The organism is Limnospira sp. PMC 289.06 (genome assembly GCF_032350395.1).
In the GTDB taxonomy this organism is placed as follows: Bacteria; Cyanobacteriota; Cyanobacteriia; order Cyanobacteriales; family Microcoleaceae; genus Limnospira; species Limnospira platensis.
Genome location: NZ_JARPLC010000119.1, coordinates 1 through 14735, shown reverse-complemented (window position 1 = coordinate 14735; position 14735 = coordinate 1). Strand labels below are relative to the sequence as shown.

Annotated in this window: 9 protein-coding genes and 1 pseudogene; 5 read left to right on the top strand and 5 right to left on the bottom strand. The window is 43.8% G+C overall.

Annotated elements, in window-relative coordinates; all coding sequences use genetic code 11:
• The 4 genes and pseudogenes from P5674_RS19250 to P5674_RS19235 all read right to left on the bottom strand — a co-directional run.
• Nucleotides 1–317, bottom strand: a pseudogene (locus tag P5674_RS19250) (GUN4 domain-containing protein); the annotation flags it as partial.
• A 105-nt stretch (nucleotides 318–422) separates the two neighbouring features.
• A complete protein-coding gene (locus P5674_RS19245) occupies nucleotides 423–596 on the bottom strand; it encodes a hypothetical protein (RefSeq protein ID WP_315670210.1) in 174 nt (57 codons plus the stop codon).
• Nucleotides 593–3148 (bottom strand): AAA family ATPase, encoded by a 2556-nt coding sequence (locus tag P5674_RS19240; RefSeq protein WP_315670209.1) that lies wholly within the window; start codon nucleotides 3146–3148, stop codon nucleotides 593–595. Before P5674_RS19240 ends, P5674_RS19245 begins: the two co-directional genes overlap by 4 nt.
• Nucleotides 3149–3197: 49 nt before the next feature.
• Nucleotides 3198–4706, bottom strand: a complete 1509-nt coding sequence (locus tag P5674_RS19235) for a hypothetical protein (RefSeq protein ID WP_315670208.1) — start codon at nucleotides 4704–4706, stop codon at nucleotides 3198–3200.
• 232 nt (nucleotides 4707–4938) lie between these two features.
• Here P5674_RS19235 and P5674_RS19230 point away from each other — a divergent pair, with 232 nt between their 5' ends.
• Both P5674_RS19230 and P5674_RS19225 read left to right on the top strand, forming a co-directional pair.
• On the top strand, nucleotides 4939–5952 hold the full coding sequence (locus P5674_RS19230; protein ID WP_043468655.1) for a hypothetical protein: 1014 nt from the start codon (nucleotides 4939–4941) through the stop codon (nucleotides 5950–5952).
• Complete coding sequence (locus P5674_RS19225; RefSeq protein WP_006617975.1) at nucleotides 5949–6542, top strand: 4Fe-4S single cluster domain-containing protein; 594 nt, start codon at nucleotides 5949–5951, stop codon at nucleotides 6540–6542. Before P5674_RS19230 ends, P5674_RS19225 begins: the two co-directional genes overlap by 4 nt.
• A 253-nt stretch (nucleotides 6543–6795) precedes the next feature.
• Here P5674_RS19225 and P5674_RS19220 read toward each other — a convergent pair whose 3' ends face one another.
• Complete coding sequence (locus tag P5674_RS19220; protein WP_006617977.1) at nucleotides 6796–11952, bottom strand: nSTAND1 domain-containing NTPase; 5157 nt, start codon at nucleotides 11950–11952, stop codon at nucleotides 6796–6798.
• 65 nt (nucleotides 11953–12017) lie between these two features.
• Here P5674_RS19220 and P5674_RS19215 point away from each other — a divergent pair, with 65 nt between their 5' ends.
• The 3 genes from P5674_RS19215 (at nucleotide 12018) to P5674_RS19205 (ending at nucleotide 14277) form a co-directional block, all read left to right on the top strand.
• Nucleotides 12018–12323 carry a DUF2499 domain-containing protein gene (locus tag P5674_RS19215; RefSeq protein WP_006617978.1) on the top strand — a complete coding sequence of 102 codons (306 nt, stop codon included), beginning with the start codon at nucleotides 12018–12020 and terminating at the stop codon, nucleotides 12321–12323.
• A 12-nt stretch (nucleotides 12324–12335) separates the two neighbouring features.
• On the top strand, nucleotides 12336–12644 hold the full coding sequence (locus tag P5674_RS19210) for a DUF3593 domain-containing protein (protein ID WP_006617979.1): 309 nt from the start codon (nucleotides 12336–12338) through the stop codon (nucleotides 12642–12644).
• A 91-nt stretch (nucleotides 12645–12735) separates the two neighbouring features.
• Nucleotides 12736–14277 carry an alanine/glycine:cation symporter family protein gene (locus P5674_RS19205; RefSeq protein ID WP_006617980.1) on the top strand — a complete coding sequence of 514 codons (1542 nt, stop codon included), beginning with the start codon at nucleotides 12736–12738 and terminating at the stop codon, nucleotides 14275–14277.
• The last annotated feature ends 458 nt before the right edge of the window (nucleotides 14278–14735 follow it).

Sequence of the window (14735 nt, the reverse complement as noted above, 5' to 3'; positions counted from 1 at the left end):
CGGGATTGGAGTTGAGATGCGATCGCTTCTATCTGAGATTCTAGCTGTGATTGGGACTGGGTAAACCCCTCAATTTTCCGGGTGGTTTCATCTAACTGAGACTGCACTTTAGAGACCATCAACTGTGCCGAGTTTAACCGGGACAATTTCCAAACCCGCTTGGCTGCCGCAATGCGTTTTTTCTCCTTCTCCAAAAACCCCGACGGTATCCCACCAATTATAGGGGGATAGGGTGTCAGGTCATAACCACACACCGAACAGGTTTCGACCTCATTTGGTGTATATTCGGTTTCACAAACGGGACATTTCGCCATCATTCTCAACCCCGACAAATCGCCGCCACCGGGCGGGGGGAAACCCGGCTATTTTGGTATTATAACCCACAGTGAGGGCAGGCTCCTACCTAGTCCACGGAAACCCGGTTATAACTCACGAATGCCACTGGCTGTCAACACTTCATTAAGGGTTAATTCCCACTGTGGGAAAGTGGGGGACAAAATGCGATCGCCTCCCGAAATTGACGATCGCAAAAACCGGGTTTCTTTACCAAGTCTTGATTGGGATGCAAAGCTAGAAATCTGGTTTCTTTCGGTCACTCCCAACTGGGGATATCCTCACAGGTAAATGTGATCATATCCTCGCCGTTTAAGTCATCCCGGACTAGGCGATTTTTTAAGTTGTTGACCATCCGTTCATAAAAATTGCGGACATCGCGACCATTGCCGAAATTTCGGCCACGATTTTGATAGGCAAAATCCATAATTGATCGGACTCGCGCGGATACGTCATCGGGACAAATTCGCCGGCTTTCTCGACACATTCCCAGAAAAATACTGTGCATTTCGGCACCGTTATAATCAGGAAAATCGATGGTTTTAGACAGGCGAGATTGTAAGCCGGAGTTACTGTCGATAAACTCTGCCATTTCCCGCGAATATCCGGCTAAAATTACCACGAGGCGATCGCGATAATTCTCCATCATGGGAACCAAAGTATCGATCGCCTCCTGTCCATAATCTCGGCTATCTCCCCCACGAGATAAGGAGTAGGCTTCATCAATAAATAACACCCCATCTAGGGCGGACTCAATCACCTGGGCGGTTTTTTCGGCGGTATGTCCGATATATTGTCCGACTAATTTGGTGCGGTCTGCTTCCACAAATTGACCTTTTTTTAACAGTCCCAAGGCTCGATAAATTTCGCCAATTAAACGAGCGACGGTGGTTTTTCCGGTGCCGGGATTTCCAGTAAATAATAAATGACGGGTTTCGATTTCATTACTGGCTAACATCCCTAAACTGGCTAATTTTTTATCGGCGATTTGGGTGTTAATTAATTGTTTGATATCCTGTTTAACCGAGTCTAACCCGGTCAAGTTTTCTAATTTGGCGAGGAGTTTTTCTAGGTTCTCTGTGTCGGCGGTTCCCCGTTGGGAGAGTTCCCGATACTCAGGGGGTAAATCGGCGACTGCTAAGGGTTCTGTGAGGGGATTTAAACCGTGTTTAATCACGCGATCACTGTGACAATCATCCATTTTATTAAACAACTTTTCTACCTCTCTGGCGTTCCCAAAATGGCTGTCTCGGTTCTCATAAAGCTGGGTTAATAAGTTCTTGAGAGGCGCTTCTAAATCCGGGGCGATCGCACTTTTAACCCGTTGTACCTGTTGACCGAAAATGGTTAATAATTCGGAGGGTTGATAATCCTCGAAAATAATTTCTGTGGCAAAACGACTTGGCAAACCTGGGTTAGATTTGATAAAATTATCCATAAGGTCGGGATATCCGGCGACAATGACGGCGAGCCTTCCTCGTTCATCTTCCATGCGTTTTAACAGGGTATCGATCGCCTCCCGTCCCCAGTCATTTTCACCTCCTTGAGTGAGGGTATAAGCCTCGTCAATAAACAATACCCCATCTATAGCGCGATCGACTGTTTCATTGGTCAAAATTGCGGTATGTCCCACATATCCCGCCACCAAATCTCGCCCGCCAATTTCTACTACATGACCCCGCCTCAATAACCCCAAATCTCGATAAATTTCCCCCATTAATCTCGCTACGGTTGTCTTTCCGGTGCCGGGGTTTCCTTTGAATACTAAATGCAGTCTAGGGGGGTCGGTGTTGATGCCTTGTTTTTGGCGTTCTTGAGCCTTGGATAATGACCGGATTTTTTGGTTTATGGCGGTTTTAACATTCTGTAAACCTACCAATTCCTGTAAGCGTTCTAAGGCGGGTATGTCGCTGACATCCCCCGATAACCACTGGTTTTGTTTGGCGACATTTAGGGATAATTCGATGGCGGTATTAAAGCGATTATACCATGTCTTTAGGGGTTGATTTTCGGCGGCTATAGCGGAGATTAAACGATGGCGATCGCCCCAATTTACAGGTTTTTGGTGAACCAGTCGGAAATAATCCCACAGGCTTTCTAACTCGGGTTCTGTGGGGGTAGAAACCCGCACTAAATTAAATTGGCGATCGCTCCTATTTTGTAGCCAATTTCCCAAAAAAGTAAAGCCTGTATGGTTGCAAAAATCTTGAAACTGTTGTAGACTATGATGGTGGGAAATAAACACACATAAATTGCGGTTGGTAGGTGGGAATCTTCCCCAACTTACCATCCGTCCAAACAATTCTCGGCAGTTTTCAAACATCCGCAAATCTTCTACATCAGAAAAGATAATCGCACTTTGATAGCGGGTATCTTCCATGAAGTGTTGAAATAAGCCTATACATGAAATATCAGACATGACAGGACGGCGATTTGCTGAGGGTTGGGGTTCCGGTTTGGTCGGGGTTTCTCGTCCCAATAAGCGGCGGCGTTTCCCCAAAGGACTGGCGCTTTTTACTCGCATTTCGGACGGGGAAGGTCTCGGCGGCGTGGTTTTCGGCTGTTCCCTGGCGTTTTGCAGAGATTGATAATCGAGAAAATACAGCTTGTTAATTCCCGAATATAAAACAATACGATTAAAGCCTTGGCTGTGTAAATAGCGATGCAAAACCTGTTCGATATCTTGCAATAATAAATCGTCGCTACAGAAGCTATCCCCGGTGTCGGTTCCGCACAAAACTAAAAAGCGATCGCCTGTTTGGAGGTTCAATTGATTGGTGACTCGTTCAACCATGATTTGATAGTATATTGACATCTTCTTAAACCCCTCTCCACCATGGGGAGAAGGGGTCAGAAAAGGATAGTTAAGAAACAGATGGTTTCGATTGGGGTGACTGAACAGATGGCTTTTTCAGTCGCGTTTTGACTGCATTCATATCCTGATATTCACTGTTCGCCTGTTGTTTACATTCTATATCACCCACGCCTTCAACGCCCGCTTCATTCAAGATATTAAAAATCGCCTCGGCATTTTGGCGGGTAGCTTTTTCGTCGATTAAAGTCTGGCTAAAACTATTAATTGAAACCGAATTAGCCCCAAATTCCGACTCAGGACTAATCACGGTTACCACCTCATCCCCAGCCACATTTTTAACCTTGGCTACAAAGGCGTTGCGTTCGTCTTCTCCTTCGTAGGTATCATCAACTAGGGTATAACCGATATTTTCGAGAGTTTCGACAATGCGATCGGCAATTTCCGCCCGCATTTGAGAACCTAAAATAGAAAGTTTCGCCTGTTCGATAATGTCCCCTAAAATCGGCTGCAATTGATTAATATTTTCGCCGATATTTTTAACCTGTTCAGTGGTGAGGGTGGCTTCTCCTTCCACCAGTTGGGTTTCTAACTGATTGAGTTGGTTTTCATACTCGCTTAGTCGCCCATTAGTCCAGTAGTTAATCTCACATTTGAAGGTTTCCGCGTCGCTTCCCTGTCCGACTTCTACTTCACATTCTCGGTGAGATTGTACCTCGGTAATTAAACTGCGTAAATCAGTTAAACTCGCCTGATAATAAAATAGCCATTCCTGCTGTTTTTGTTCCAGTTCCAGCCGCAGGTCTGCTAGTTTGAGATAGGTTTGCTGACAAGTGGCGATCGCTGCTTCAAAAACCCCCGCTTGAATATTGCTATTTGCTAGGTCTAAATCCCGACGTAAATCGGCTAATTTACCCGGTGCAAAACGTTGGTGTTGATAATCGCGATCAATCTGTTTCCAAACCTGGTCAACATCCGCAAAATAATCAACTGCTAACTGTTGTTTCCGCTGACTTTCCGCCTCCAAATTCTCAACTACTTGATTAATCTGTTGCTGAAGGATTTGTTGTCCTTGTTGTCTGGCTTGTCGCTCCTCAGCTATCAGTTGAGTAAATTTATGATCCTGTTGTTGAAATAAATTCAGATACTCCTGGCGTTGACTATTTAACAATCCTAAATATTCCCGTCGCTGCTGAGTAAAGCCTTCCCGCATAGAAGACTCTAGCCGTCCGACTTCCTGTTGTAATTGCTGTTGTTGACGATACTCGGACTCTCGGATATTCTGCTGAAATTCCCGCCGCTGATTTTGTAGTCGTAGGTTGGTCTGGGTTTCCAAGTCTTTAATTCCGGTTCGCAGTCCGCTAATTTCTTGTTGCTGGCGTTGGGTTCGCTGTTCGAGGGGGGCGAGGCGTTGCTGAAACTCCCGCTGGGCTTGCTGTTGAACGGCGTTTAACCGTTCGGGGAGGTCCTGTTGTAGCGATCGCAGCCTGGAGTCCTGTTCCCGCAGTCGTCGCAATTCTCGATCCTCAACCTGAATATACCGTCGTTTTTCACCACTCATTTATGGCTCCTATTTTTTAGTAATGGTTGATTTAAATTCCTATGGTGTAGTATAATGGTTTTCGGGAAAATCAAACACCGTAAAATTACTTAACTTTATGGTTGTCCGAAAACCGGGCTGTTTGAGTCTCACCCCAGCCAGATTTAAGTCTCCCTCCCCTTTGGGGTAATGGTTGGCAAAATTGATCAGTTTCTGGACTCGCCTACAGCCTAAGTTATTGGAATGCTTGACAATGCAAGAACAAACCGCAGCTTTAATTAAAATAGCCCAGAGATTGCCTCATGGTGAGGTGTTGGATTATGATCACATTGAACTGCCTTTTGAACTGGTGAAAATCGCCCTAAAATTATGGGAAAATTTCTACCCCCCAGAACTGTTAGAAAACCTGGCAAATTCAGACCCGGATACTCTGGACGCTTGGGCGATCGCCCTCTCCCAAACTCTCAGCCAACAACTCTCTCTCCTGGATACCTGGAAACCACATTTTTCCGCCCGATCTATCCCCCCAAAGCTGGCGGAAAAGCTGGCAAATAACTCCCAAAAATTAGCGGAAATCTCCCGAGAAACGTCGGGAATTTTGGCGGCGGCTAATCAGCTTTTTAGTCAGGAAAATCAGTTAAAACAGGCGGCGGCAGAATTGGCACGATTAAAAAGCCTCGAAACTCAATTAAACCATATAGAAACCGAACTACAAAATACCGATTTAGACCAACTGCGCCAAGACATCGAAAGGCGATCGCAAACCCTCGAACCGCTCTATCAAGAACTGCAAACCCTCCAACAGCAACAAGACCAACTCGCAGCGCAGCAAACCCGCCTAGAAGCGGAACTTCAAAGACTGCGATCGCGCCAAAATCAACGAGAAATCGAGACGGCGGAAATCGCCACGGAATTGATAACGCTTACCCAAACGGAACGCCATAAACTCAACCCTATTTTATCAGAGACCCTGACACAATTGCAGCAAGAAAAAGCGGAATTTGACCGCCTACAAAGTGACCTGAAAAAAGCGATCGCCGACTGTAACCGATACCAACAACAAACTACCACCATTGGCGACCACCTCAGCCAACACTATGATCGCGATCGTCAACTTTGCCAATATCTCCCGGTCAACCACGCAGAAATTGACCCGCTTTTAGCACACATAAAAACTCAACTCCAAGACCTCGATCGCCAATTAACTACTCTCCAAAAACACCACGCCGAAGAACACCAAAAACTCACCCTTAACTTTTCCTCATGACTCTCTTAAACATTGCTGAAATTTGCCCCCACACCCGCACCCTCGGCCCCGGAAACCGCTTTGTAATATGGGTACAAGGTTGCAGCTTTAACTGTCCTGGCTGCATTTCCCCGGAGTGGATACCCCAAACTCAAGCTACATTAATTGACCACGAACAACTGGGAAATCTGATTTTATCCCAACCCAATTTAGACGGTATAACTGTTTCTGGCGGCGAACCTATGCTACAGGCGATCGCCTTAACTAAACTGTTTCAACACCTGCGAAACCATCGCGATATTTCGATTATATGTTATACTGGATTTACCCTCAACGAAATTCGCACAAAGGCTGATATCATCCCCCTACTAGAATTGATTGATGTTATCATTGACGGACAATATATCGCCGACCTCAATGATAACCAAGGCTGGCGAGGTTCATCTAACCAAAATATTCACTTCCTCACCCCCCGCCACCTCCCAGAATCGGCATTATTTACCACTAGAAAACGGGATGTTGAGGTTCATATTCGCAATGATTCGGCTTTAATGGTTGGGGTTCCACCACACCGCTTTAGACAGGATTTTAAACAGGCTTTAAAACTATAGTATTTCATTAAAAAAAAATTTTTTCGGCTCGCCCTGGGGCTGAGGCTTGACAAGCACCGGGAGTTAATGCTAAGGTATTAATGTATAGCCTCATAATGGGAATCTTTGTTAAATTAAAAAAATTGCACATATTTTCATTATCTAAAATTGTAACCGAAGTCAATCGAAAAAGCAACCCCTCCCCCCCAAAAAAAATTTTTCGCAACATTTCTTAATTTTTTGTTACAAAAGTTAACAAACAGCTTGGGGGAGTTTAGTAGCGGGTAATGGTGGGGTAAGTTAAGTTACAGAGTTTTTGATCTGAAGGAAGCACATTTTGATTAGTTTGTAGATAATTATGTAACCAGGTACAACTACGACTAATCAAACTATCAAGATTGAGGTTATCCATACTCCATAATATTAATGTACCATCGTCTTTGGCGATCGCTAAAGTTTGACCATCAGGACTAAAAGCAATGCGGTTAACAAAGACATTATGATTAATGGTAGTAATGGGTTCAATGGCGCTTTCAGTGCCATGACAACCATCAGCAGGCCAGAGTTTATCGCGATCGCGTTTAACAGCCCATAATCGGACTTTTTTATCATCACTGGCGGTAGCTAAAATTTGACCATCAGGACTAAAGCTGAGACTGCGAACCGTAGCCAAAGCAGTCATGGGACAAGAATCAGGTCTAGGAGTACCATTACGAGACCATAGTTTAACATTTTTACCAGATGCGATCGCGAGTGTTCCCAAGTCAGGAGAAAAAGCGATACTATTAACACTTTCATTTTCTGGAATACTGGGATAGGAAATCCAACTATCTCCTTGTTTACGCCATAAAACCACGCCATAGAGTTCATCGGTTGCCCTGATAGCCATTTCATTACCGATAGCTACCGCCAAGATAGTACCATCACCGTTAAACTTGATGTCGCTGACAATACCATCATTAGGGAAAGCGGGAATTCTGAGAGTTTCAATTAATTGACCATCGTAATCCCAGATGATGACGTTTTTATCAGAACTAGCGGAAGCCAAGATATTTTTACTAGGATTAAATGCAATGGCGTTAACGGGTTCAGTGTGACCAGTGAGGGTGGCGATCGCTTCACCATCGGTAGTCCATAATTTGATAGTATTATCTGCGCCTCCGGTGGCGACCAGAGGCTGATCTGTTTGAGAATTGACACTAACCCAATTGAGATCCCTAGGCTGTCCTAAACCTTCGAGTTGCCACGATAAAGCGCTCTGATCATCTTGGTTAAGATCCCACATTTTGACTAAGCTATCATTACCTGCTGTAGCTATTCCCTGGCTGTCGGGAGTAAAGCTGAGACTCCAAATAGCTGCATCACTGGCTTCAATTACCCTTTTCGCTTCTGGTGTATAGCTGCGACTCCAGAGTTTGACAGTAGTATCTGCACTAGCGGAAACAATCGTCTTACTATCAGGAGTAAATGCCACAGACCAGACATCATTTTGATGACCTACTAAGGTATTTAATAAACTCCCATCTGGGAACCCCCAAATTTTCACCGTATCATCACGACTTCCACTAGCAATTACTTCACCGTCTGGACTAAATAAGACTGTCAAAACTTCCTCATTATGTCCTTTGAGGGTGCGGATTTCCCGTTGTTGTTCTAAGTCCCAAATTTTGAGAGTGCGATCGCTACTACCGGAAACCAAAATGTTATCATTTTTGGGGTTAAAACTGACATCATGAATATTACAGTAATCAAAAGAGTCCGAAGAAACACCTTCACAGTGTCCGCTCAAAGTGGCTAATAGGTCTCCTTGGCGGTTCCAGAGTCGGACAGTTTTATCTTTACCCGCGCTGGCTAGTTTTTGTCCATCGGAATTAAACTCTACATCTAACACTCTATCTGTGTGACCTTCCAAGACACGAATTATAGTGCCATCAGGTCGCCACAGGCGAATAGTATTATCATTACTAGAGGTAGCGATTAAATCTCCTTGGGGACTAAATTTAACACGGGTAACTAACGCTTCATGACCTACTAAGTTGTGCAGATATTGGAATTGTTGTTGTTGTTCATCCCAGACCCAAATTGTGACTTGATTATCGGCGGTAGTAGTCCCCAGAAATTGACTATCTTCACTAAAGCTAATACTGGTCACACTATTTTGATGGGGTAAGTTCTGTAACCATAAGCCATCAATACCCCAGACCTTAGCCGTATGATCATTACTGGCTGTAGCAATGAAATTCCCATCAGGACTAACAGCCACCCCCAGAACACTGCTAGTGTGTCCCTGTAGGCGATTTTTTTCTTGAATATTAGATATAACTTCCCGTAAACCAGATGTTACCTCAAGTTTTTGTTGGTCGGTGGGGTTGGTTTCTTGAATGTCTTTACTGAGTCTTAAAGTTGTTAGTAAAATCTCGATTTGATTGTTTTGGTCAGATAGTCTCAAGGCGCGTTCTACGGATTTTAAGGCGGCGAGGCGATCGGCAGAATTGCGCTGCCATTTTTGCACTTCCCAAGCGCCAATAGCCAGAACTAAAAGACCGACACCAGCCGCAACCATCCGCCAGTTTCTGCGTTGTCGGCTTAATTTTTCCTCCGCTTCATGTTGTTTAGCTTGAGCTTCTTGTACTTGTTGATTTAACTCTCTTTCCCGTCGCATTTGCTCATTTTCTTCTTGGAGTTGTTCAAACTCTGCATCGCGATCTAAGCGATGTTGTTGACGAATAAAACCCGCGAGATAATCATGGACAAGTTGATAAAATTCGCTATCATATTCTACTACTCGGAACACTAATCCTGATTGTTCAAATATATCTAAAATTAAGTCTAATTCAACGGTAACTGATGGTAATTTAAGCCGTTCTTTTAATTCTTCGGAAAGTTCCGCACGGGTCCTTAGGGGTCGGGTGTCATTTTCATCGGTTAATAGGTATAGCATTAGTCTGGCGATCGTCTCATTTTCCGCCCCACAGTCTTTTATGGTCACTTCCAAAAAACGTTCAACCAGCTTTTGCATGGGTCCGCGTTTTTGGTATTCTGCTAATGTGGTGATATTTTCGGTTTGTAGTTGCGCTCCCACTACTTGCATTTCAATGGGTCGCACTTCTTCTAATTCGGTGGATAAATCATTGACTAATGCTTTAATTAGAGCATCTTCTAAATAAAACCGGGAACTATCGGTCAGACTCTTAATCACATTATATGCTTCTTCCCGGCTAAAGTTGCCCACATAAAATAGGATATCTTTACTTAAAATATCGTTGCCAATTTCCTCGAAGTTAGTCAGACGAGAAGCCTCTAATAAATGATGCAGATAATCTTCTCGCAGGGATAAGATAACCTTGACAAAGGGAATTTTTAAAACTTGCTGTAATAATTTAAAAAATATCTGGCGATCGCCTTTATTTAAGACAAAGAATAACTCCTCGAATTGGTCGAAAATTAGCACAGTTAACCGATGATTAACCGCATTATGTTTCAAGGTTTCTAAAATGTGGTTAATTAGATATTTTTGCTCCCCTTCATCAGCCTTAGTCAATTCAGGATAACCGCTATTAACAGCCTTTTCAGCCAGGTAGGTTGGGTGAAACCCAACAGCAGCCAGGTAGGTTGGGTGAAACCCAACATCGGTTTCTGGTTCTATTTCTGATTCTTGAAGACCAGATAGTTGTCGATCTAGTTCTCTGATATAAGCCCTATAGTTACGAATAACCACAGGTACTACTTGACGCGCTTCGATAGGCTTAACTTGGAGAGAAGGAACTAAACCTGCTCGTAATAATGAACTTTTACCAACTCCTGATTGACCATAAATAACCGTGAGTTTATGCTGAGGACTCGCCATGCGAGCTAGGAGATTTGCGATATCTTTTTCCCGTCCAGAAGTCTGGATCTCATCAGCACAGGTATAGCCATAATCGGCATCTGTTAAACTAAGATTAATCGCTCGTTCGCGAATCTGCAACCGACCAGCGCCAATAAATGCCGTATAGCCAAAAGTGCTAGATTTGCGGCGATGTTCTCCCTTAATCTCAAAAGATTCTCGGTAATTTCCTAGGTCAAAATATAGACGTTGTAGAGATTCTAAGATTGACAAATATAGTGGTGGGTTGTATTGGGGAATAGTCGCTTTTTTCGCCCATTCTAATTTTTGAATTGCCGCTTTAGGTTGACTCAATTTTTCTAAAGATTCAGCTAATAGCCACAGAAAACGACCCTGCTGCTGATTACAAATTGAAGAATCGATCGCCTCCGAAACATTAGCCCGCATCAATATATCTAAAGCCACCTCAGCCAATTCTTTACTATGATTCCACTGAGAACGATGCAGACAAACTTCTGCTAAAAACCCATAATCCTGAGCCAATAAAATCTGATTTAATTCACCAGGAGATTCATGGAGTTTCCGGGAGGCGATCGCCAATTCCCATAACTCATCCCACCGTTCTAATTGACCGAGAACCTCCCCTAATTTATTAATAAACTTAGCTACCAAATCCTGGCGTTGAGCAATTTCAAACCTTTGAATAGATTGCACTAGATGTTGTTGGGCTCGTTCCCATTCTTTTTTCCCCGTACCATAACGATTTTGATCGGCTTGATAAATCTCGCATAATCCTATATGAAATAATATCACTCCTTGCCATTCTAAATGAGTCAAATTAGGCTGAAAATTAGGCAGATTATGAGAAATATTGCGCCACAAACTAAGACTTTTCTGATACTTTTTTATCGCTAAATCTATTTCATATTTAGCATAAGAATAACGAGCAAATAAAAATTGTAAACTCCCTTCTAATTCTATAGGTAACTGAGTTAATCTTTGTTTTAAGTCTTGATAAGCCAACTCTATTTCTGACCGAGAACCCGTCCCCAAAATCTTGGTATTAGGGACAAATTGCAGCGATCCAAATTTCTGAACTTCCCCAAATACCCGCTGGGTTTTAGTCTCCAAAAATTCCAATAACTCTTGAGTTCCTAAGACAAATTCATAAGTAGTCGCCCAACTGGTAAAATCCTGGGCGCGGCGGTTCATTCTTTGCCAGGTTTTGTCATCAACCCATAAAACTAGGGGAAATTCCAAGTTCCGAAAAGACTCCCTCGCAAAATTGGTCGCGTCTAAGACTTCATCAAGACTGTTCACAGACTCCAAGCCGTAGACCATAAGCGCCGCTGGTTCGGACCCCTTAGCCAATTCCCCTTGAATAGCGCCATACAAGTTCTGTATTGATGGCTGAAGGTATAACTCGCGAATGGGTAAGGGAAATTTCTGCCGCAGTTGTTGTACCATTGACGATCGCAAATTGGTATAGTTACAACGCACCAGCAACAGAGTAAACTGTCCCTCAGATAATCTCAGGGTTCTGCTTAATGTATTAAGTTGGCTCTCATTCAGAGCGATCGTATCATTAATGGGATGCACACTCATTTGTCTGTTACCTGTAAACTTAGGGTGATTATCGACAATTTTTCAAATTCATTTACAATCTGCTTATGCACGCTTTATCAATTCCCACCTGGATAATTCATATCTCTAGCGTCATTGAATGGATAGTCGCCATAGGGCTAATCTGGAGTTACGGCGTAATTACCGAAAATCGAGCCTGGTGGGGTTTATCTTATGCTATGTTACCAGCCTTGATTAGTGCTATGTGTGCTTGTACCTGGCATTATTTTGATAACCCCCCCAACCTAGAATGGTTGGTCACCCTACAAGCTGCTATGACCGTTACTGGTAATTTTACCTTGTGTATTGCCGCCTGGTGGCTTTGGCGAACTTCCAAATCACTCGAAACTTAAAAACTACTAACCATGTTCTCTAAAGATACTCTATTTGTTCTGTCTTTGTTTCCTTATCTCGGTTTCCTCTGGTTCCTTACCCGTTCAGGAATAACCCCAATACTAGCCCTGATCGGATTTTACGGTACTTTAGTATTTGTGGCGGTTACCATTCCGGCGGCTATTTATGCTCAGGTCGCCTATAGTGAATCTTTAGCTAATATTGATTGGCTTCATGGGGGGGCTGAGTTGTTTTTGACTCTATCCAATATCCTGATTGTATTAGGATTTAGCCAGGCGATCGCTAACAAAATTTCAGATAAAGACTCCCAAGCTAGTTAAGAGTTCCCAGCCAGGAGTCCCCTCCGGTCTGTTCCCTCACTTCCCAAAACTCTCTAAGTATCCATCTTAGTCTTGTGAACCATTACCATTTATGAGGATAACTAAAAAACGGGTTTGGCTATATACCCTACTGTTTTTGTTGATTCCTACCATCGCTTGGGCTCAGGATGAAAGCCGCAGCCAAACAGTCTTTGAGGCTATTAATGATGGTTTCACCTGGTTTGTCAATAATGTGATATTTGGTGTCCTATTCTGGGATGCAGGGACCGGGTATCTATTTAAATCTCTGTTTGGGATTGACATGGGAATTCCCCTAATTGTTTTATGGCTAATTGTTGGGGGAATTTTCTTTACCTTCCGCATGGGATTTATCAATATCCGCGCCTTCCGACACGCTGTAGACGTGGTGCGGGGAAAATATGATGATCCTAACGATTCCGGGGAAGTCTCCCATTTTCAAGCCTTAGCAACCGCTCTGTCCGCCACTGTCGGCTTGGGAAATATTGCTGGGGTAGCTATTGCTGTTAGTGTCGGAGGACCCGGCGCGGTCTTCTGGATGACTGTGGGTGGCTTTTTTGGAATGAGTAGTAAGTTTGTTGAATGTACCCTCGGTCAAAAATATCGCGTGATTAACCCAGATGGCACTATTTCTGGGGGTCCGATGCGCTATTTATCGGAAGGTTTAAAAAGGATGAATTATCCGATTTTTGGACGGGTTTTGGCGATCGCTTTTTCCTTTTTCTGTATTTTCGCCGCCTTGGGTGGTGCAAATATGTTCCAAGCTAACCAGTCTTTTGGGGCGGTTTCCCGGGTGTTTCCCTTTCTACCTAATTGGTTATATGGAGCAGTTTTAGCAACATTAGTCGGCTTGGTAATTATTGGCGGAGTCCGCCGCATTGGTCAAGTCGCTGGTACAATAGTCCCTTTAATGTGTATTTTATATGTCGTCGCCTCTCTGTTTATTTTACTGAGTAATTTTACCGCTATTCCTGGTGCTTTTGGGGTGATTATTTCCCAAGCATTTCAGCCAGAAGCTATTGAGGGCGGGATTTTGGGTGTAATTATTCAAGGGTTTAGACGGTCGGCTTTTTCTAATGAGGCGGGGTTGGGTTCGGCGGCGATCGCTCATTCAGCCGCTCGCACTGATGAACCGATCCGAGAAGGTATTGTCGCCCTTCTAGAGCCTTTTATTGATACTATTGTTGTTTGTAATATGACCGCTTTAGTAATTGTAATTACTGGGGCATATAATAATCCCGAATATGAGCAATTACGCGCTACCGGAGCCGGGGCAGAATTGACCGCCGCCGCTTTTGGCAGTTCCATTAGTTGGTTCCCCATAATTTTGGCGATCGCTGTTTTTTTCTTTGCTTTTTCTACTATGATATCCTGGAGTTATTATGGTGAACGCTGCTGGGATTATCTCACCGGAGGGCAGGGTTTAATTATCTATAAAATCCTCTTCCTAATGGCTACTTTTATGGGAGCCATAGTCGCCCCTGGTCCCGTCATTGATTTTAGTGATGGAATGTTATTGGGAATGGCATTCCCTAACCTGTTGGGGGTTTATTTCCTCTGTCCCCAAGTCGCCAGAGACTTAAAAGATTATATGGCACGATATAATTATAATTAATAATTGTAGGGGCGGGTTCCGCCGTCAATTATCCATCCCCAGGACGATATTAATAAACCCGCCCCACCGCCGATAATTAATAATTGTAGGGGCGGGTTCCGCCGTCAATTATCCATCCCCAGGACGATATTAATAAACCCGCCCCACCGCCGATAATTAATAATTGTAGGTGCGAGACGTTCAGGCATGAAATAGGGTTGAGATACCCGAAATAACCGCCTGGTGGGGAGTCCAACCCCTTGGTTGGATATAAGTGGTTAGGCACTGACCATCCCACAACTGTTTATATGTCCCGACGTTTGGATTCGACACCCAAACAAGGCAGGGAACTCCAGGTCACAAACGAACTGCTTGAATGGGAAGTTATGACCCCATGATAGCAGGGAGTAGAGAGTGCGAAATGTTTAGGAGACCAAATAAGGCTGTGATGCCTGAAATCACCTCCTAGTGGGGAAGCC

Bases quoted from the DNA above. Each gene is read 5' to 3' on its own strand.
- P5674_RS19240 (WP_315670209.1), bottom strand. From the start codon at position 3,148: ATGTCAATATACTATCAAATCATGGTTGAACGAGTCACCAATCAATTG.
- P5674_RS19235 (WP_315670208.1), bottom strand. From the start codon at position 4,706: ATGAGTGGTGAAAAACGACGGTATATTCAGGTTGAGGATCGAGAATTG.
- P5674_RS19230 (WP_043468655.1), top strand. From the start codon at position 4,939: ATGCAAGAACAAACCGCAGCTTTAATTAAAATAGCCCAGAGATTGCCT.
- P5674_RS19225 (WP_006617975.1), top strand. From the start codon at position 5,949: ATGACTCTCTTAAACATTGCTGAAATTTGCCCCCACACCCGCACCCTC.
- P5674_RS19220 (WP_006617977.1), bottom strand. From the start codon at position 11,952: ATGAGTGTGCATCCCATTAATGATACGATCGCTCTGAATGAGAGCCAA.
- P5674_RS19215 (WP_006617978.1), top strand. From the start codon at position 12,018: ATGCACGCTTTATCAATTCCCACCTGGATAATTCATATCTCTAGCGTC.
- P5674_RS19210 (WP_006617979.1), top strand. From the start codon at position 12,336: ATGTTCTCTAAAGATACTCTATTTGTTCTGTCTTTGTTTCCTTATCTC.
- P5674_RS19205 (WP_006617980.1), top strand. From the start codon at position 12,736: ATGAGGATAACTAAAAAACGGGTTTGGCTATATACCCTACTGTTTTTG.